The organism is Gellertiella hungarica, from assembly GCF_014197145.1.
In the GTDB taxonomy this organism is placed as follows: domain Bacteria; phylum Pseudomonadota; class Alphaproteobacteria; order Rhizobiales; family Rhizobiaceae; genus Gellertiella; species Gellertiella hungarica.
Genome location: NZ_JACIEZ010000007.1, coordinates 106,840 through 124,960 on the forward strand (window position 1 = coordinate 106,840; position 18,121 = coordinate 124,960).

The window sequence follows — 18,121 nt, forward strand, 5'->3', positions numbered from 1 at the left end:
CCGCTGTTCAGCCCGCCGCACTGGCAAGCGCCGGCTCTGCGGTTTCATTGTTGTTATCGTTGGATACCGGCGCCTCGCGCGCCGCATCGACGGGAATCCGCACGGTGAAGCACGATCCCCTGCCCGGTTCGCTGGTGACGGTGATGCTGGCGCCCATCAGCGCGCAGAGTTTCTGGCTGATGGCGAGGCCAAGCCCGGTGCCGCCGTATTTCACCGAAGTCTGGGCGGAGGCCTGCGCATAGTTCTGGAAGAGCCGCGCGATGTCCTCCCGGGCGATGCCGATGCCCGTATCCACCACCTGGATCTCCACCCATTCGCCCGAACCGATCGTCTTGCGCCGGACGATCAGCGAAACCGTGCCGTTGCGGGTGAATTTCGCCGCGTTGCTGAGCAGGTTCAGGATCACCTGACGCAGCTTGGTCTGGTCGCCGGTGACCTTGCCGAGACGGGCGGGGCTCTGCACCACGAAGCTGTTGCCATTGGCCTTCACCAGCGGCTCGGCGGTGGCGATCACCTGGTTGCAGAAATCGTCCGCGTCGAAGCTCTCCTCGTTGATCTCGATGGTGTTCGATTCGATCTTGGAGAGATCGAGCACGTCGTTGACCAGCGACAGCAGGTGCTTGCCCGCCGAGTTGATGCGCTTGAGGTCCTGCTCCTTCTGGCTGGAGGCGGTCTCGGGCTTCATCATTTCCATCATCAGCTCGCTGTAGCCGATCACCGCGTTGAGCGGAGTGCGCAGCTCATGGCTCATCTTGGCGAGAAAGATGGATTTCGCCTGGTTGGCGGTCTCGGCGTGCTTCTTGGCCTCCTGCAGCTTTTCCATCGCCACCCGGGCCAGCTCCGTCTCGCGCTCGATCTCGGAGCGCATGGACATCACGTTCGAATAATAGACGGCCATCCACGACATGTAGACGGTGGCCGAGATGATCGAGATCCAGCCGACGGGCGCAAGCTTGGAAATGGCGACGAGCTCGGGAAAGCCGAAGGCGGTATAGGCGGCAATCAGCACCAGGAAATTGGCGGCAAAGAGGCCCACCACCGCCAGCGGCCGGTCCGAGAGATAGAAGAAGCCGAGCAGCAGGGCGATGATCAGCCAGGGCAGGAAGGGTGAGCTCACGCCGCCGTAGAAGTAGGTGCCGAACAGCGAGGTGAAGGTGAGCAGCTGCACCGACATCAGGGCGCAGATCCTCAGATTGCGCAGATACTTGTAGGCGAAGGGCAGCGTCCAGAAGAGATAGACGCTGGCGATGATCGTCCAGCAGGCAAGGCCCGGATCGGGGTCCGTGCGGTAGAGATAGATGACGATGCCCTGGGCGATCAGCGGGCCGATCAGATGGGTGAACACGAAGTTGCGGGCGATGCTGAGCTCGGATCGCTCGAGAACCGTACCGTCCGGGATGAAGTAGTCGATGACTCGGAGTGCCCGGTTCAACATTCTGCCCTGCCTTGCGCGAGAAAGATCATGCACATGTTCCAAAATTAGGAGACAATGCATTGAGAAAGCGTAAAACGTATAATTGTTTTATAAGATCATCATTTGGGACGCAGCGGGCGGCGCCGTTGCCGGAATGACCGGAAAAACGGGTTTTACGGGGGTTCTGGCGGGGTTTTCTGCCGGAAGAGCGGCGTGCGGCGGATGCAGCCCTGCGGGCCGCTTCCCGGCATGCGGGTACCCGGTATCGCGCGATGGCGGAGGCGGCAGGGCCGCCGGGCAGGCGGTCGGCAGCAGAACGGCAAGCGTCGGGAAGTGCCGGCCGGGCGTCTCCGATGGGCGCGCGGACGCGATGCGTGCGGGGAACCCCGTCCCTTCGCGGACAAGGAGCGTGGCGCGGTCTCAGCCGCGCCACGTCAGGTATCGTTACTGCTGGATCGGGGCGTAGGCGCCGTTGCTCCAGCGGTTGATGTCATACTTGGCGTTCTTCAGGTCGCCCTTCTCGTCGAAGGCGACATCGCCCACGACGGTCGAGACGGCTTCGCCGTTCTTCAGCACTTCGGCCACCTTGGCCGGGTCGTCCGTGCCGGCCTTCTCGATGCCCTGCGCGAAGGCCTGGATGACGGCGTAGGAGAAGAGGGTGAAGCCTTCCGGCTTGAAGCCGCCGGCCTTGATCTTCTCAACGGCTTCCTTGGCTTCCGGCTTGGACTGCGGATCGGACGGGAAGGCGAAGAGCGTGCCTTCGCCAGCCGGGCCGGCCACCTGCCAGAATTCCGGCGAGGCAATGCTGTCCGGCATGATCAGCTGGAACTTGTAGCCGGTATCGGCCGACTGGCGCAGGATGAGGCCGGCTTCCGGGTGGTAGCCGCCGAAATAGATCACGTCGACCTTGGCTTCCTTCAGCTTGGAGACGAGGGCGGAAAAGTCCTTCTCGCCGGCATTGATGCCCTCATACATCACTTCGTTGAGGCCGGCGCCATTCATGGAGGCCTTCACCGCATCGGCGACGCCCTGGCCATAGGCCGTCTTGTCATGAAGGATGGCGACATTCTTGCCGGCATACTGCTTGGCCATCCACGGGCCGATGAAGGCGCCCTGGGCGTCGTCACGGGTGTAGAGACGCATGATGGTCGGCCAGCCCTTTTCGGCGGCGGCATCGGTCAGCACGGGGTTGGAGGAAGCCGGGCTCATCATCAGCACGCCGTTTTCCGCATAGACCTCGGAGGCCGGGATGCTCGAACCGGAGCAGGCATGGCCATCGACGAACTTGATGCTGGCGGCCGAAATGCGGTTCGCGACGGAAACCGCCTGCTTCGGATCGCACTGGTCGTCCTCGAACTGAAGCTTGATCTGGCGACCGAGCACGCCGCCCTTGGCATTGATGGCATCCGCTGCGGCCTGCGCACCCTGGCGGAACTGGTCGCCGATGGCAGCCAGCGGGCCGGTCAGCGGGCCTGCCACCGCGATGGTGACGTCATCGGCCCAGGCGGCCGTTCCGCACATCAGCGCGCCGATGAATGCTGCGAGATGCTTGCGCTTGATCATGTCTTCTCTCCTGTTCAACGCCTTTTTCAGGCGATCTGATTGCCGGCCTAGGATTAGGTCCTCTGCCGGCCCGGCACAACTGCCGATAATTTACGGGTATGGCTTTATCAGCCTCTTCTCACGGTGCTTTTTGTCGCACTGGGCACTTGTGCACGGCAAAGCGAGGCGGTGCATTGATCGTGCTCAATCGAAACGGACCTCGTTATCGAGCGAATGGATCGGTGGCGGCCCGTTTTGCGCAATTTCCTGTCGTCGGCCCTTCGGCATGCGATCGGGCCGGTTCGCCACTCCCGGTTGCGCGCGCGATCAGCCGGGGCCGAGAAAGCTCATCCCGAAGAAGGCCGCGGCGGCAACCAGGCAGAGGCCCGCGAGCACGACCGGCGCCCGTCCGCCCCGCCATCCATGGCCGAGGACCGCCACCAGGAAGGCGGCAATCATCAGGTAACCGAGCCCGGCGAAGAGGGCCGCAGAACCGGTCACCAGGCTGGGCGGGCTCATGCGCGGCGCCAGCCACGACTGGCCGGAGACGATCGCATGGACGCCCCGCGCGCCGAAGGCGGCGGCCACCAGGCCGATGACGAATGCTTCCGCCTTTTTCAACGCGGTCTCCCGTCCCATTCGGAACCGCCGGCAATCACCACGATCCGTCCGGGCTCGCCGAACTTCGCATAGGCGTCGCCCTCGCCCCAGGCGCCTCCGGACAGCACCAGCATGTCCTCCTTCCGGCTCCAGCGGCCGGTGGACTCCCGCTCCATCAGCGTATCGGCGAGGCGGTAGGTGCCATCCGCCGCCAGCGACAGGCTGCCCGTCTCGTCCGCGGTGCCGGGCGTGAGCAGCGTCCATTCGCCCACGAGCGAGGAGGGGTCCTTTTCGGCAAGCAGATATTCGGCCAGCGCGCCGCTTTCGACGGGTCTCAGGAGATTGTAGTCCAGTCCGCCATAGGGATATTTGCGCGCCTGCACGCGGCCTTCCTCGTCCAGAAACACGATCCAGTCGTCATGGTCGTTGGCGGGGTGCTTGAGAAGCAGGCTGCCGGGAAAACGGTCGTCGGGATTGGCGCTCCAGCGCCCGCTCCATCGTCCGGTGAGCCAGGAGATGCGGTAGGTCCCGGCCGGATCGATCTGCAGCACACCCGCGCCCTTCGCGCCGATGCCGTGCTCCATCGTCCAGGTGGTGGTCTCGATCTGGCGGATGTAGTCGCGCTCGACCTCCTTGCTCCAGATGCCGGAGCCGCCCGGAATGTCGATGATCCAGTTGCCGGGGAAGGGGTAGGCCGGCGTGCCGGGGACGGAGGCCGGATTGGCCGCAGCCTGCCGGGCGAAGGGCGCGAGCGGCGATCCTTCGGCGATGGCCGGTGCGGGTTCGTTGGCCGCTCCGCTGATGGCCGTCGGCTCCGGATCGGCCTGCGGAACCGGATCGGGGGCCGGTGCCGCACCGTTGCGCGAAAGGCGGAGTGCGCCGCAGGCGGGGTTGTCGATCCGCCCCCGCAGGACATCGCCGTCAAGGACCGCCGTCAGCCCGACCGCCACGTAACCGTCGGGCTGGTGCAGCCACTGGCCGGGCACGAGCGTCAGGCGGCTTTCGGCGGCGTCGAAGCGGCCGCTCATGGTGAAGGCGCCCGCGGCATCGCCCTGGTTGGTGAAGCTGAAGATCGCGGTCACCGGATCGGTCATGTCGCTGACCGATAGCGACAGCGACATGGAGGTCCCGCCGCAGTCGTAGGTGCCGTTGAAGGTGCCGTTGACCGGTCCCGCAAGCGCGGGTCCCGATGCCAGCAGGGCGAGAAGTGCAATCCGGTATTTCATCAGTCGGCCTTCTTGTGGAAGAGGTGCATCAGGGGGCCAGGAAGAGGCGGAGGAGCGCAAGGACCAGGAGCACCAGACCTGCCCCCGCCGCGATCCGTCCGGCGCGGGAGAGCGCACCCGCCACATCCGCCGGCGGGAGGCCTGCCTCGGTGGAGCTCCAGCCGGGTTCGCTGCCCCGGGCCGCCGGATAGACGGCCACCGGCTTGTCCGCGAGCGTGGAAAGCCGGGCCGCAAGCCGGTCGATGGCGGGTGCCTTTCCGTCCGGCCCCGCGGGCAGGCTGTGCAGCACCAGTCTTTCGCCGCCCCGTGTCCCGATCGACAGGCAGTCGCGCACGACCGGAACGAAGAGCTGCGTTCTCACCTCGTTGCGGCGGGCAATTTCCGCGATATCGGACAGCGGCACCGCATGGCGTGCCATGGCCGGCAGGCCGATCAGGCCATCCCAGGCGGTCGGCAACACCAGCATGAGCGCTCCGTCCTGCAGGACGATCCGGTGCCGCGCCGCAATCACCGCCAGTCTCAGAAGGGCCGCCGCAAGCGCCAGCACCATGAGGCCGAGGCCAAGGAGAAGGAGAACCGGCACAAGAAGCGTGGCATCCTCCCTCATCTCCGCCACAAGCAGAACGGCAGAAACCCCAAGCAGAAGGCCGAGCCCGGCGAGAAGACAGGAGAAGAGGCCGAGCAGCAGCCAGCGAATGACGGAGGGCGCCACCAGCTTTTCCGGAAAATCTGCCATTTGATGATCTTCAATCTTGCAGGAAGTGTTTGACGAGATTTGATATATCAGCGTCGGCCAACCGGAAAGAACCATAACTGGACCTTTGGAGCAGTACCGCGGCGCGTCACAGTTTACGGCGGTCAACCGCCGGCACGGTCATTCATCACGGCCGTGAATCGGTCGGGTCCGACCGATTCAAAACTCTCGTTGGACGGGAGGGACCATTCCCGCGAGACTCCCCCCCATGACCGACCTCCGCTTCCAGCTCTATGTCGAGCGCACCGATCCTCGCCGCAACATGGCGCGCTTTTACGCGCTCAGCATCGAGCCCTCGCTCTTCGGTGTCAGCCTCGTGCGGCGCTGGGGGCGCATCGGCACCTGCGGCCGGGCGCGGATCGAAACCATGGAGAGCGAGGGCGCGGCACTGGACCGCTTCCTCGCCCTGCTGGCGACGAAGCGGAAGCGGGGCTATCGTCCGCCCGTCCGGCCGGGTGCGGCGGGTTTGCCTGCCCTGCCTCCCACAAAATGACGGGCCTCCTGCCGGCATTTTCCCTTGCGGTTTTTCATTAATTCAAATTGATTGAGTCTGTCGCCGGCGCGCTGCTGCCGGCGCTGAGAACGACCCCGGAGGACCGACGACCATGCCCGCCCGCCCTGCCTTTCTGTTCGAAACCGAATGGGTGCCTGCCGCCGACGGCACCGAAAGCGCCTATATCCTGCGGATGACCAACCGGTCGGGCCGGAGCCTCGCCGGCTTCAGCCTGACGGTGAGCGGCCCCGGCCGGGTCGATCCCTCGGGCGAGGTCGAAGGTGCGCGCATCGAGATCCGGCTTTCCAACCACACCCGCTTCGTGCCGCCGGAAGGCATGGTGCTGGCGGATGGCGACACCTGGTCGATCACGGTGCGCAAGCTCAGCTGGCAGTTCCGCCACTGGAACGACGGCGCGCGCGGCGCCTATCTCACGCTCGCGGACGGTTCCACGGTGGCGCTGTCCGTCCGGCCGACGGCTTCGCGCAGTTCCAATGCGCCCTTCAGGCGCGGCGCGGAGCTCTGGCCGGTGCCCGCCGTGCCGCCGGTGCCGGTGTCGGTCATCCCCTGGCCGGAAGAGGTTGCGGTGGGCGGGCGGAGACCCCTGCCCGCCGGCCTGACGCCGAAGGCCGCCGATGCGGAAGGCGAGGCTGCCATCGGCGCCTTTTCCGGGCTGGTCGAGGCGCTCTTCCCGGCCGACGGCCTGGTGCGCAGCGAAGCCGAGGGCGGGCTTCCGGTTCTCCTGCATCGGGCAGACGGCATGGGCGCGGAAGCCTACCGGATCGATTTTGCCGCCGACGCCGTCTCCGTCCGTGCCTCCACGCGGACAGGTCTGCTCTACGGCCTCGTGACGCTCGGCCAGATCTGGCGCGGCGCGCGGCTCCATCCCGCCTCCTACGCCTTTCCCGCGACCGGCCACATCGAGGACCGGCCGGAGATGGGCTGGCGCGGCATGCATCTCGACGTCGCCCGCCAGTTCTATGCCACGGCCGAGATCCGCCGCCTGCTTGCCATTCTCGCCTGGAACAAGCTCAACCGCTTCCACTGGCACCTCACCGACGACGAGGCCTGGCGTATCGAGATCGAGGCCTATCCGGCGCTGACGGAGATCGGCGCCTGGCGCGGAGAGGGCCTGCCGATCCCCGCCCTCCTCGGAACGGGAGCGGAGCGGAGCGGCGGCTACTATACGAAGGCGGCTGTCCGCGAGATCGTCGCGCTTGCGGGCGAGCTGGGGATCGAGGTGGTGCCGGAGATCGATCTGCCGGGCCATTCCTTCGCCCTGCTCGCCGCGCTGCCCGAGCTTCGGGATCCGGCGGAACAGGGGGAATATCAGTCGGTTCAGGGCTTTCCCAACAACTGCATCAATCCCGCGCGGGAAAAGACCTATGAGGTGCTGGAGACGATCTTCGACGAACTGGTGGAGCTCTTCCCCTTCCGCACCATCCATGTGGGTGCGGACGAGGTGCCGCTCGGCGCCTGGTCGGGCTCGCCGGAAGCCTTGGCGCTTCTCGAGCGGCTTGCCGGGCGCGAGGCCGCCCAAAGCCATGCCCGCCGTCTCAACGTGCTCACCAATACCCATGGCGCGGACGACATCGAAGGCTCGGGCGCGGCGGTGCTGCAGGCGGTCTTCCTCGAGCGGGTGCAGAAGATGCTCGCCGCGCGCGGCTGCATCACCGGCGGCTGGGAAGAGGCGGCCCATGGCAATGTCATCGACCGAGAGAAGAGCTACCTCTGCGGCTGGCGCAGCGTCGAAGTCTGCGCCGCGCTTGCCCGGCAGGGTTACGAGATGGTCGTCTGCCCCGGCCAGGTCTATTACCTCGACATGGCCAACAGCCCCGACTGGGCCGAACCCGGCGCGAGCTGGGCCGGCTGGGCCGATTGCGACAAGCTCTATCATTTCGATCCCGTCGAAGGCTGGAGCGAGGCCGAACGGCGCAAGCTCCGCGGCATCCAGGCCTGCCTCTGGTCGGAATCGGCGCTCGACCGCGCCATCGTCGACCGGCTGGTCTTCCCCCGGCTTTCGGCGCTGGCGGAAAGCGCCTGGACGCGCCCCGGCGCAAAATCCTTCGAGCGCTTCAAGGCGATCGCGGCGCTGATGCCGGTCCTCTACGGCTATCCCTGATCGAAGAGGCCGGGCAGGAGCAGGTTCTCCTCCAGCCCGGCCACGCCCTCCAGCCGGAGAAGCCGGAACTTGGTCGCCACGCCGCCCGGCGCGGAAAAGCCGCCCGCCTGCCCCCCGCTTGCCATCACCCGGTGGCAGGGAACGACGAGCGGCCAGGGGTTCCTGGCCATCGCCGCGCCGACGGTGCGCGCTTCGCCGGGAAGGCCGGCAAGCGCCGCAAGCCGGCCATAGGTCACCGTGCGGCCGCGCGGCACGGACCGCAGCGCGCCATAGATCGCCCGCTCCTTGTCGCCGAGGTGCCGGTCGTCGAGCGGGAGTTCGCCGAAATCGACCGCCTCGCCCCGGAAATAGGCCATCACCATCTCCGCCCAGCGGGCGACCGGTCCTTCGGGGACGGGGAGGTCCACGGGCGCGCCGCCTCTTGCGGGATCGGGAAGGCCGGTGCGGACAAGGCCGGCCTCGCTCCAGGCCATGCGGAAGGGGCCCCAGTCGGTCTCGATCTCGAACACCTGCGTCCCGGTCATGCTGGCTGTCTCCCCTCGTCCTCTCGGGCTGTCATCATAGGCGCGCCGGCGAACCGGCCAAACCCGGAAAATCAGCGGGCGCGCTTCTGCAGCACGTCGAATTGCGGGTTGGTTTGCGAAAAGACCGGCAGGGCGGCCGCGCCCAGGATGGCGGTGTCCTTGCCCGTCGCGCCGAGGATGACCCGCGGCAACGCCCGTTCCGCCTTCGGGTCGAGCGGCGGCGGCAGCGGTTCCAGCCGCTCGGCAAGCCGCTTCAGAAGGCCCGGCGGCATCGCCCCGCCGATGACAACCGTTTCCGGATCGAAGGCAAGCTCGAACGTGTCGATCACCTGCCGCATCGGACCGACCGCCTCGTCGAGCCAGGCCTCGATCCCCTCCCCGCCCGCCTCCAGGCGCCGGTCGAGTTCCGCCGGGTCGAGCGACAGCGGGTCCCCGATGCCGAGATGGGCATGGACCGCACCGAGCGAGACGTAGCGGTCGAGGCAACCCCGCTTGCCGCAAGGGCACGGCTTCCCGCCGGGCACGACGGTCATGTGGCCGATTTCGCCCGCATTGCGCCGGCTTCCGCGATAGAGCTGGCCATCGAGAACAAGTCCGGCGCCGATCCCGCCGCCGAGCCACAGGTAGACGAAACTGCCGAGCCCGCGCGCCACCCCGTGCAGCCGCTCCCCGATCGCCGCCGCACTGGCGTCGTTCTCCACCAGAACCGGCAGGCCGATCCGCCCGGACAGCGCAGTCGCCACCGGAAAGCCTGCCCAGCCGGGCAGCGCGACGGGGCTGAGCGATGTCACCCCCTCTCCCTGGTAGCGTCCGGCCATGGCAAGGCCCGCGCCGAGCAACCGCTGCGGGTCGATGCCGGCCCTTTCGATCATCTCCTCCACAAGGCCCGCCATCAGGGGGATCGCCTCGTCCGGGCCGGGACGCAGCGCGGGCCTGCGCGCCCTCGCCCGGATTGCGCCGGAAAGATCGGTCAGCACGCCACCCGCATGGTCGCGCTCGAGCTCGAGCCCGATGGAATAGGCCCCGTCGGGATTGAGGGAATAGGGCGTGATCGGCTGTCCGCGCGGCAGCCGCCGGGGCTCCTCCGCCTTCAGAAGCCGTGCTGCGACCAGATCCTCCACGATGTTGGAAACGGTCTGGACGGTGAGCGCCGAAAGCCGCGCCAGTTCCGCCCGCGACAGCGGGCCGTGAACGCGGATCGCCTCGATGACCACCCGCCGGTTATGGGCCCTGGCCTGCTCCAGGTTGGTGCCGGAAACGGGTTTCATGCCTCGCCTCCCGGCGCCGGTTCGATCTTCTCCACCCGGTCTCCGGCAAAAAGGATCACATAGCCGCCGGTCCGTGCATCCTCCGCCGCCCAGCGCCGCAGCTGGCTCAGCCAGGGCTCCGAGCGGCTTCGGTCCGGCCGGCGCGGGTCGGCCAGAACGGTGCGTTGCGGCCCCTGCCGGTAGACCATCATGCCCGCCGTCGGGGGATGCCATTCCTCGCCGAGCGCCGCTTCCGTCCGCCACAGGCAGAGAAAGGCGCGGCAGGTGTCGGGTCTTGTGTCATAGGCGCGGCACCCCGCCTCCCCGGCCAGATGCCGGCAGGGTTCGTTCGCCGGTTTGTCCAGCGCATCGATGTCGGGCAGGCGGCAGCAGAGGCCGCATCCCGCGCAATCGCGTGCATCGAGCGGCGTCATGAAAGGCGCGCGCCGATGACGGTGGCGATCATCGCCAGCGAAACCGCGCCCGCATCCGGATGACCGATGCTGCGCTCGGCGAGCGGGCGCGCCCGGCCGAGCTTCGGGCTGAGAGGCGCGGTCGCCTCGGCCGCCTGGCCCGCCACTTCGGCGGCCTCTGTCCAGGCGATCTTCAGCGAGCCGGTCGCGGCAAAGCGCGCATCGAGCACGTCGACGAAGGGCACGAAGGCATCGACCAGCGTCTTGTCGCCCACTTTCGCCCCACCGGCCCGCATCACGGCGTCCAGAGCCGCGCGCGCTCCCTTCACCACCGCTTCGCCCGCCGGTTCCGCATCGTCGGAAAGTTCCGCCGCGAAGGCCTTGAGCAGCACGCCCCAGAGCGCGCCCGATGTGCCGCCCGCCCTGTCTGCCCAGGCTTCCGCCGCGGCCCTGAGGGTCGTTGCGGTTCCGGCGCCTGCCTCGGCAGCGGTCCGCGCGGCAAGAAGTGCGGCGGCCGAACCGCGCGCCATCCCCTGCCCGTGATCGCCGTCGCCGGCCTGCGCGTCGATGCGGCCGAGCTCCGCTTCCTTCTCCCTGAGAAGCGCCGCCATGGCCTCGAAGGTGCCGGCGATGCAGGCCGCCCCCCGACGGCCGGCTTCGGGTGCCCGGGCAAAACCGGCATTCCCGCCTTCCTCGCCGGACATGTCCTCGCTTCCGGGGGCTTCCAGCGCCTGCGGTGCCGCGCCGCGCCGCAGGACGGGCGTGTCGCAGGGCGCGGTCCAGAGGCTCTCCAGCTCCTCGTCGAGCCACAGGAGCGTGAGCGAGCAGCCGCTCATGTCGAGGCTGGTGACGAATTCGCCCGCCTCCGGCGCGACGACCGTCAGCCCTTCCGCGGACAGGCGCTCGGCAATGCGCGTCCAGAGCACGAAGAGTTCCTCGTATTTGGTGGCGCCGAGACCGTTCAGCAGAGCGCCCACCCGCGTCACGCCCGCAGGACGTTCCTCGAGCAGCCGGTCGGTGAGGAGCCGGGCGAGATCGGCGGCAGGGAGCGCCTCGCTTTCGGCGACGCCCGGCTCGCCGTGAATGCCGAGGCCGACGGCCATGCGGCCCTTTTGAACGGTAAAGAGCGGCTCGCGCGCGCCGGGCAGCGTGCAGCCGCCAAAGGCAACGCCGACGGTCACGGTGCGGCTGTTGGCATGGCGGGCGACCCGCTCCACCGCATCCAGCGCATGCCCGGCTTCCGCCGCCGCCCCCGCGATCTTGAAGACCACGAGATCGCCCGCGATCCCGCGCCGCTTCTCCGGGGTTTCGCGCGGCGCGCTCGCGACATCGTCGGTCACGTGGACGATCCTGACATCCATGCCCTCGGCGCGCAGCTCATCCGCCGCAACGCCGAAGTTCAGCACGTCGCCGGCATAATTGCCGAAGCCGAGAAGGATGCCGCCGCCCCGGTGCGCCGCCCGGCACACCCGGGCAACCGCCGCCGTCGAGGGCGAGGCAAAGACATCGCCGGCAACCGCCGCATCCGCAAGGCCGAGGCCGACATAGCCGGCAAAGGCCGGGTAATGGCCGGACCCGCCGCCCACCACGACGGCCACCTTGCCCTCCGGCGTGCGGGTGGAGCGCACCACGCCATTCCTCACCAGGCGCACGTAGCGGCCATAGAGTGCGGCAAAGCCCCGAAGCGCGGTCGCGGCAAAATCCTCGGGGGCATCGAAAATGGTGGTCATGGCTCGTCTCCTCCTTGGCAGTCGCGTTCGCCGCCCAGTGTCCACAGCTTCGCCGCCAGCACAAGGACGGTTTTTGCCCCGGCCGTCCGCCGCGAGGAGGAGGCGACCGGCGCGCTTCGTTATCTCTACTAAATCGGTAGATTTTCATTCCCCGGCTCCGGCCCGCTGCCGAAAACTGTTTGCTGCATCCGCGAAAGAAAGGTTTCTGATGCTTCGCTCCCGCGGCAGGGATCGGGCACCTTCATGGACAGAAACGGCAAGGCCCGTTTCGCTCCCGATTGATCCTCCCAAGGAACGACCCCGATGACCAATGCCCTTACTGTTCTTCTCTCGACCACCAGGATTACCCGCCGCGCCGGTCTTGCCGCTCTTCTCGGCGCCGTCGTCGCCTTTGCCGGCATGGCGCCCGAAGCCGCCCGCGCCGAAGGCAAGACGCTGAAGGTCGGCATCATGAGCGGCGAGGACGAGGACGTCTGGCGCGTCGTCACCGCCGAGGCCGCCAAGAAGGGCCTCACCATCGAGACGGTGGTCTTCAACGACTATACCCAGCCGAACGAGGCCCTGTCGCAGGGCGACATCGACGCCAATGCCTTCCAGCACCAGCCCTATCTCGACAACCAGATCAAGACCAACGGCTACAAGATCGTTCCGGTCGGCTTCACGGCAGTCTGGCCGATCGGCCTCTACAGCAAGAAGGTGAAGGCTGTCGGCGAGCTGGCCGAGGGCGCTTCCATCGGCGTGCCGAACGACCCCTCCAACGAGGGCCGCGCGCTGAACCTCCTCGCGCACGAAGGCCTCATCAAGCTGAAGGACGGCACGGGCATCCTCGCCACCATCGCCGACATTGCCGAGAACCCGAAGAACCTCGAGATCCGCGAGCTCGATGCCGGCATCGTCGGCCGGTCCATCGACGATCTGGATGCCGCCGTCGTCAACACCGACTGGGCGCTGAAATCCGGCCTCACCCCCGCCGAACGCATTGCGCAGGAGCCGGTCGAGGGCAATGCCTACCGCAACTTCATCGCGGTCCGCGAGGAAGACAAGGACCAGCCCTGGGTGAAGGATCTGGTGGCCGCCTACCAGAACCCGACCGTGAAGGCCGAGTTCGACCGCGTCTACAAGGGCACGGGGCTTGCCGCCTACTGATCCCGCGAACGCGACAGCGGGACGGGCCGCCGCGGGCAAGCGCCTGCGGCGGCCGATCCCGTTCTCGCCTCCTCCGGAAGGACTGACATGAAAATGGACAAGACGATCGCCGGCCAGCCCCTCGCCGGGCCGGAAACGGCGCCGGCCGTGGCCGAAATCCGCGGCGTGACCCGCACCTTCGGTTCCGCCAGAGCGCTCGACAGCATCTCGCTCACCGTCCGCAAGGGCGAGATCCTCGGCCTGATCGGCCGCAGCGGCGCCGGCAAATCCACCCTCATCCGCTGCCTCAACGGGCTGGAGCGGCCGGATTCCGGCTCGATCCGCATCGAGGGCCAAGAGATCACCGACCTCTCCGACAGGGCGCTCCAGCCGCTGCGCCGCCGCATCGGCATGGTGTTCCAGCATTTCAACCTGCTCTCGGCGAAGACCGTGATCGACAACGTGGCCCTGCCGCTCAAGATCGCCGGCGTCGCCCCTGCCGAACGGCGTCGGCGCGCGCTCGAGCTTCTCGATCTGGTGGGGCTCGCCGCGCGGGCGGATGCCTATCCCTCCGCCCTTTCCGGCGGGCAGAAGCAGCGCGTCGGCATTGCCCGCGCGCTCTCGGCCAACCCGGCCCTGCTGCTGTCGGACGAGGCGACCTCGGCGCTCGATCCGGAAACCACCCATTCGATCCTGGATCTCATCCGCGACATCAACCGCAACCTCGGGCTGACGGTGCTGCTCATCACCCACGAGATGGATGTGGTGCGCTCTATCGCCGGACGGGTGGCGGTGATCGACCGGGGCCGGATCGTCGAGGAAGGGGCCGTGGCCGATGTCTTTGCCCGGCCCGTCCATGCCGTGACGCAGAGCCTGCTTGCCGGCATCCGGCCGCAGCTTCCGGCCTTTCTCTTAGGCCGTCTCGGCGTGAACGGCACGGGCCCCGCCGTCTTTTCGGTCGATGCGGTGGGCGCCGATGCCGGGCGCGATTTCGCCCGCCTCTTCGGCGAGACGCTCGGGGCGCCTGTGCACCTCGTCCACGGCGGCATCGATCACATCGGGGACCAGCCGGTCGGCCGCTTCTTCTTCAGGGCCGAGGCCGATCGCCTTGCCATCCTCGCCCGGGCCGAAAGCCTGGGCCCTGCCATCCATGTGGAGTTCCTCGGCCATGAACCCGGTTCTCGTTGATCTCGTCTGGCGCGCCACGGTGGAAACCGTGGTGATGACCTTTGCCTCCGGGCTGATCTCGCTGGTCTTCGGCCTGCCGCTCGGCCTCCTTCTCGTCGCGACCGCGAAAGGCGGCGTTGCGGAAAACCTCTGGATCAACCGGCTGGTCGGCTGGGTGGTGAACGGCTTCCGCTCCGTGCCCTTCATCATCCTTCTGGTGGCGCTCATCCCGGTCACGCGGCTGATCGTCGGCACGGCGCTCGGCACCGGTGCGGCCATCGTGCCGCTCGCCATCGCCGCGACGCCCTATTTCGCCCGCATCGCGGAGGTGTCGCTGCGCGAGGTGCCGCGCGGCCTCATCGAGGCGGTGGAATCCATGGGGGCGAGCCGGCTGCGCATCGTGCGGGAGGTGCTGGTGCCGGAAGCGCTGCCGGGCATCGTCTCGGGCTTCACCGTCACGCTGGTGACGCTGACGGGCGCCTCCGCCATGGCCGGCGCCATCGGCGCGGGCGGTCTCGGCGATCTCGCCATCCGCTACGGCTACCAGCGCTTCGAAACCTCGGTGATGGTGGTGGTCGTGGTGATCCTCATCCTGCTCGTCTCAGGCATCCAGGTGATCGGCGACCGCATCGCCGCCGCACTGGAACGGCGCTGACAGGGCCGGGAGGAGCTGCCTTCGGCAGGGGCCATAAGCGGCCCCCTCCCCTCTCAGAGCACCAGCACGCCCTGGTGCTTGGCCTTGTTTTCCGGCTCCACGTGAATGGTGATCAGCGCCTGGGGGATGTTCTTCTTCAGGGCGGTCTCGATCCGGTCGCAGATCTCGTGCGCCTCGTCGACCGTGGTGGTGCCGGGCACGACCATGTGGAAATCGATGAAGGTGGCCTTGCCGGCATGGCGGGTGCGCAGGTCGTGAACCTCGAGCGCACCGGTCGCCTGATCCGATATGGTCTCGCGGATCATCTTCAGCATGTCGTCGGAAACCGCCTCGTCGAGCAGGCCGCTCAGCGATTCCGTGATCACCTTCCAGCCGGACCACAGGATGTTGATCGCGACGAGCCCGGCAAGGGCCGGATCGAGCTTCTGCCAGCCGGTAAGGATGGCGATCAGCACGCCGAAGGTGACGCCCACCGAGGAAACCACGTCGGAGAGCAGGTGGCGGCCGTCGGCGACGAGGGCCGGCGACCGGTGGCGGCGGCCATAGCTGATCAGCACATAGCACCAGATGCCGTTGATGGCGCTGGCAAGACCGTTGACCAGCAGGCCTTCCAGCGGCGCATCGAGCGCGCGGGGCGCCATGAAGCCCTTCCACGCCTCGTTCATGATCAGCAGCGCCGCGATGATGATCATCACCCCTTCCAGCACCGCGCTCATGAATTCGGCCTTGTGGTGGCCATAGGGATGGTTCGCATCCGCCGGCCGGGCGGCGACGCGGATGGCCACCAGCGCCGCAATGGCGGTGGCGACATTGACCGTGCTTTCCAGCGCATCCGACAACAGCGCGATGGAGCCCGTCAGCCACCAGGCAAAGGCCTTGAGACCGAGAACGGCAAAGCCGACCACGATGCTGCCGATCGCAATCCTGATGGTGCGGTCCATGAAATGCCTCCGTCTGACGGTCGTGAGATGAGCCGGGCCTCAGACAGGTTAGCCGGAGGATACCGGCGCCTCCGGGTTGCCGCGAGGCCGCCGCTGGATAAGCGGATAGCTGCGGCAGGGGACGGTTTCAAGCTGAAATTCACAGCTAAAACAAGGATTTGTGATATTGCGAGGCATTAGCATTAGCATTACCGGTATGTAACTGAGGAGGCGGCAGGCGGCTGCGTGCAGCCGCCGGTTTCAGCAGCGAACGATTGCATAGGAAAAGCAAAATCTTGGACAGGCGGGCCGGTGCCTGCGCAGAAAAGCCGCCGGGACGCCGCCTGCGCCTTCCCTGCCTTTCCCGGTTGCAGAAGGCGGCCGAATAAAACGATTTCGCGCAAGGATTATACGCCTGTTAACCGCTTTTGTGAGTAAATCGCGAAAATCAGATGTTCATCGAGATCCCTTCATGCCCCATCTTTCGCTCGGTTTCAGTGGTGATTCGAAGCACGTGCTCGATGCGCTGAAGCGCTCGCTCGCGGTGATCGAGTTCGACCTTCAGGGCCACATCCTGGATGTCAACGACAATTTCTGCCGCGCCATGGGCTATGACCGTTCCGAGATCGTCGGCAAGCATCACCGCATCTTCGTCGATCCGGCCGAGGCGGCTTCTCCGGAATACCGGCAGCTCTGGGAGAGCTTCGCCCGGGGAGAGGCGGCGCAAAGGCAGTTCAAGCGGCTTGCCAAGGGCAACCGGGTGGTCTGGATCGAGGCGACCTACAGTCCGGTGATGCGGCGCGGCAAACCCTACAAGGTGGTGAAGATCGCGACCGACATCACCGCCGCCAAGCTTCGGACGCTGGACAGCAACGGCAAGCTGGAGGCGCTCTCGCGCTCCCAGGCGGTGATCGAATTCACCCCCGACGGGCAGGTGCTCGACGCCAACGAGAACTTCTGCCGCGCCATGGGCTATGAGCGCTCGGAGATCGTCGGCCGGCATCATTCGATGTTCTGCCTGCAGGCGCATGTGCAGTCGCCTGATTATGCCGGCTTCTGGAGGCGGCTGGCAGCGGGCGAGTTCTTCACCGATCAGTTCACCCGTCTCGACAAGGCGGGCAACGAGGTGCACATCCAGGCGACCTACAATCCCATCATCGACGATACCGGCAAGGTGGTGAAGGTGGTGAAGTTCGCCACCGACATCACGGGCCGGGTGCAGGCGATGCAGACCCTTGCGGAAGGGCTCGGGCGGCTTGCCGACTGCAATATCCGCATGACCATCGACGAGCCCTTCGTCTCCGACTTCGAGCCCCTGCGGCAGGATTTCAACCGCTCCATCGGCCGCTTCCAGGAAACGCTGGAGCTGGTGCTGGCGGAAACGGCGGGCCTGAACGAGCGCAGCAACGACATGCGGCGCAGCTCCGACAGTCTCGAGGACCGCAGCCACCAGCAGGTCGCGGCTCTGCGCCAGACGACGGCGGCGCTCGGCACCATCACCGGCACCATCCGCGATGCCGGCACCCGCACGGTGGAAACCCGCGGCCTTGTCCGCGATGCCCGGCAGGCGGCGGCCGATTCGGTCAAGGTCCTGAACGCCACCGTGGAGGCCATGGGCCGGATCGAGGGCGCCTCGCGCGAGATTGCCAGCATCATCGGGGTGATCGACGAGATCGCCTTCCAGACCAACCTTCTGGCGCTGAATGCCGGGGTGGAAGCGGCCCGCGCGGGCGAGAGCGGCAAGGGCTTTGCCGTCGTCGCCCAGGAGGTGCGGGCGCTGGCCCAGCGCTCCGCCGATGCCGCCCGGGAAATCGGCCGGCTGATTGCGCGGTCGTCGGAGGAAGTCACCGGCGGCGTCCGCCTCGTGGGCGACACGGGCGACGCGCTTCGCCGCATCGAGGATTTCGTCCGCACCATCGACGGCAATGTCGAGGCCATGGCGGCCGCGGCCGCGGAGCAGACCCAGCAGCTGTCCGAGATCAGCCTGGCGGTGGAGACGCTCGACCGCAATTCGCAGGAAAACATTGCGCTGGTCGACGGCATGAACGCGGTCAGCCGCGCGCTCGCCCAAGGGGCGGAATCCCTCTCGGCCCTCGTCGGGCGCTTCAAGCTCAACCGGCGCAAGGCCATCCGCGAGCCGGGCTCCGCCGCGGCGGCGGCCTCGCCCGCCCAGCGCCGCGTCGCCTGAG

Annotated in this window: 16 protein-coding genes; 6 read left to right on the forward strand and 10 right to left on the reverse strand. The window is 67.3% G+C overall.

Features of this window, described 5'->3' with window-relative positions:
* Window positions 1-7: 7 nt before the first annotated feature.
* The 5 genes from GGR23_RS16270 to GGR23_RS16290 form a co-directional block, all read right to left on the reverse strand.
* A complete protein-coding gene (locus GGR23_RS16270) occupies window positions 8-1,435 on the reverse strand; it encodes a sensor histidine kinase (protein WP_183367369.1) in 1,428 nt (475 codons plus the stop codon).
* Between the two features lie 423 nt (window positions 1,436-1,858).
* On the reverse strand, window positions 1,859-2,977 hold the full coding sequence (locus GGR23_RS16275) for a branched-chain amino acid ABC transporter substrate-binding protein (protein WP_183367370.1): 1,119 nt from the start codon (window positions 2,975-2,977) through the stop codon (window positions 1,859-1,861).
* 306 nt (window positions 2,978-3,283) lie between these two features.
* Entirely contained in the window at window positions 3,284-3,577 is a 294-nt protein-coding gene (locus tag GGR23_RS16280) for a hypothetical protein (RefSeq protein ID WP_183367371.1), read from the reverse strand.
* Window positions 3,574-4,782 (reverse strand): hypothetical protein, encoded by a 1,209-nt coding sequence (locus GGR23_RS16285; RefSeq protein WP_183367372.1) that lies wholly within the window; start codon window positions 4,780-4,782, stop codon window positions 3,574-3,576. The genes GGR23_RS16280 and GGR23_RS16285 overlap by 4 nt, the downstream gene beginning before the upstream one ends.
* A 28-nt stretch (window positions 4,783-4,810) precedes the next feature.
* The gene (locus GGR23_RS16290; protein ID WP_183367373.1) at window positions 4,811-5,518 is read right to left on the reverse strand and encodes a hypothetical protein; all 708 of its coding nucleotides are present in this window, start codon (window positions 5,516-5,518) and stop codon (window positions 4,811-4,813) included.
* 226 nt (window positions 5,519-5,744) lie between these two features.
* On the opposite strand from GGR23_RS16290, the gene GGR23_RS16295 reads away from it, so the two are divergent.
* Entirely contained in the window at window positions 5,745-6,029 is a 285-nt protein-coding gene (locus tag GGR23_RS16295; RefSeq protein ID WP_183367374.1) for a WGR domain-containing protein, read from the forward strand.
* 112 nt (window positions 6,030-6,141) lie between these two features.
* The gene (locus GGR23_RS16300; RefSeq protein WP_183367375.1) at window positions 6,142-8,151 is read left to right on the forward strand and encodes a beta-N-acetylhexosaminidase; all 2,010 of its coding nucleotides are present in this window, start codon (window positions 6,142-6,144) and stop codon (window positions 8,149-8,151) included.
* Here the strand turns inward: GGR23_RS16300 and GGR23_RS16305 are convergent.
* The 4 genes from GGR23_RS16305 to GGR23_RS16320 all read right to left on the reverse strand — a co-directional run bounded on the left by GGR23_RS16305 (window position 8,142) and on the right by GGR23_RS16320 (window position 12,065).
* Complete coding sequence (locus tag GGR23_RS16305) at window positions 8,142-8,675, reverse strand: methylated-DNA--[protein]-cysteine S-methyltransferase (protein ID WP_183367376.1); 534 nt, start codon at window positions 8,673-8,675, stop codon at window positions 8,142-8,144. The genes GGR23_RS16300 and GGR23_RS16305 overlap by 10 nt on opposite strands.
* A gap of 71 nt (window positions 8,676-8,746) precedes the next feature.
* The gene (locus GGR23_RS16310) at window positions 8,747-9,943 is read right to left on the reverse strand and encodes an ROK family transcriptional regulator (protein WP_183367377.1); all 1,197 of its coding nucleotides are present in this window, start codon (window positions 9,941-9,943) and stop codon (window positions 8,747-8,749) included.
* The gene (locus tag GGR23_RS16315; protein WP_183367378.1) at window positions 9,940-10,356 is read right to left on the reverse strand and encodes a CxxCxxCC domain-containing protein; all 417 of its coding nucleotides are present in this window, start codon (window positions 10,354-10,356) and stop codon (window positions 9,940-9,942) included. Before GGR23_RS16315 ends, GGR23_RS16310 begins: the two co-directional genes overlap by 4 nt.
* Window positions 10,353-12,065 (reverse strand): dihydroxyacetone kinase family protein, encoded by a 1,713-nt coding sequence (locus tag GGR23_RS16320; RefSeq protein WP_183367379.1) that lies wholly within the window; start codon window positions 12,063-12,065, stop codon window positions 10,353-10,355. The genes GGR23_RS16315 and GGR23_RS16320 overlap by 4 nt, the downstream gene beginning before the upstream one ends.
* A gap of 303 nt (window positions 12,066-12,368) precedes the next feature.
* On the opposite strand from GGR23_RS16320, the gene GGR23_RS16325 reads away from it, so the two are divergent.
* From GGR23_RS16325 to GGR23_RS16335, 3 genes are all read left to right on the forward strand, one after another.
* Window positions 12,369-13,211: a MetQ/NlpA family ABC transporter substrate-binding protein gene (locus GGR23_RS16325; RefSeq protein ID WP_183367380.1), complete on the forward strand. Its 843-nt coding sequence runs from the start codon at window positions 12,369-12,371 to the stop codon at window positions 13,209-13,211.
* A 93-nt stretch (window positions 13,212-13,304) separates the two neighbouring features.
* Complete coding sequence (locus GGR23_RS16330; RefSeq protein WP_183367445.1) at window positions 13,305-14,378, forward strand: methionine ABC transporter ATP-binding protein; 1,074 nt, start codon at window positions 13,305-13,307, stop codon at window positions 14,376-14,378.
* On the forward strand, window positions 14,359-15,012 hold the full coding sequence (locus GGR23_RS16335) for a methionine ABC transporter permease (RefSeq protein ID WP_183367381.1): 654 nt from the start codon (window positions 14,359-14,361) through the stop codon (window positions 15,010-15,012). Before GGR23_RS16330 ends, GGR23_RS16335 begins: the two co-directional genes overlap by 20 nt.
* 53 nt (window positions 15,013-15,065) lie before the next feature.
* On the opposite strand, the gene GGR23_RS16340 is transcribed toward GGR23_RS16335, so the two are convergent.
* Entirely contained in the window at window positions 15,066-15,953 is an 888-nt protein-coding gene (locus GGR23_RS16340) for a cation diffusion facilitator family transporter (RefSeq protein WP_183367382.1), read from the reverse strand.
* 451 nt (window positions 15,954-16,404) lie between these two features.
* Between GGR23_RS16340 and GGR23_RS16345 the strand changes: the two genes are divergently transcribed.
* Complete coding sequence (locus GGR23_RS16345) at window positions 16,405-18,120, forward strand: methyl-accepting chemotaxis protein (RefSeq protein WP_183367383.1); 1,716 nt, start codon at window positions 16,405-16,407, stop codon at window positions 18,118-18,120.
* Window position 18,121 lies beyond the last annotated feature (1 nt).

Bases quoted from the DNA above. Each gene is read 5' to 3' on its own strand.
- GGR23_RS16315 (WP_183367378.1), bottom strand. From the start codon at position 10,356: ATGACGCCGCTCGATGCACGCGATTGCGCGGGATGCGGCCTCTGCTGC.
- GGR23_RS16270 (WP_183367369.1), bottom strand. From the start codon at position 1,435: ATGTTGAACCGGGCACTCCGAGTCATCGACTACTTCATCCCGGACGGT.
- GGR23_RS16305 (WP_183367376.1), bottom strand. From the start codon at position 8,675: ATGACCGGGACGCAGGTGTTCGAGATCGAGACCGACTGGGGCCCCTTC.
- GGR23_RS16320 (WP_183367379.1), bottom strand. From the start codon at position 12,065: ATGACCACCATTTTCGATGCCCCCGAGGATTTTGCCGCGACCGCGCTT.
- GGR23_RS16310 (WP_183367377.1), bottom strand. From the start codon at position 9,943: ATGAAACCCGTTTCCGGCACCAACCTGGAGCAGGCCAGGGCCCATAAC.
- GGR23_RS16295 (WP_183367374.1), top strand. From the start codon at position 5,745: ATGACCGACCTCCGCTTCCAGCTCTATGTCGAGCGCACCGATCCTCGC.
- GGR23_RS16325 (WP_183367380.1), top strand. From the start codon at position 12,369: ATGACCAATGCCCTTACTGTTCTTCTCTCGACCACCAGGATTACCCGC.
- GGR23_RS16335 (WP_183367381.1), top strand. From the start codon at position 14,359: ATGAACCCGGTTCTCGTTGATCTCGTCTGGCGCGCCACGGTGGAAACC.
- GGR23_RS16285 (WP_183367372.1), bottom strand. From the start codon at position 4,782: ATGAAATACCGGATTGCACTTCTCGCCCTGCTGGCATCGGGACCCGCG.
- GGR23_RS16300 (WP_183367375.1), top strand. From the start codon at position 6,142: ATGCCCGCCCGCCCTGCCTTTCTGTTCGAAACCGAATGGGTGCCTGCC.
- GGR23_RS16290 (WP_183367373.1), bottom strand. From the start codon at position 5,518: ATGGCAGATTTTCCGGAAAAGCTGGTGGCGCCCTCCGTCATTCGCTGG.
- GGR23_RS16340 (WP_183367382.1), bottom strand. From the start codon at position 15,953: ATGGACCGCACCATCAGGATTGCGATCGGCAGCATCGTGGTCGGCTTT.
- GGR23_RS16275 (WP_183367370.1), bottom strand. From the start codon at position 2,977: ATGATCAAGCGCAAGCATCTCGCAGCATTCATCGGCGCGCTGATGTGC.
- GGR23_RS16330 (WP_183367445.1), top strand. From the start codon at position 13,305: ATGGACAAGACGATCGCCGGCCAGCCCCTCGCCGGGCCGGAAACGGCG.
- GGR23_RS16345 (WP_183367383.1), top strand. From the start codon at position 16,405: ATGCCCCATCTTTCGCTCGGTTTCAGTGGTGATTCGAAGCACGTGCTC.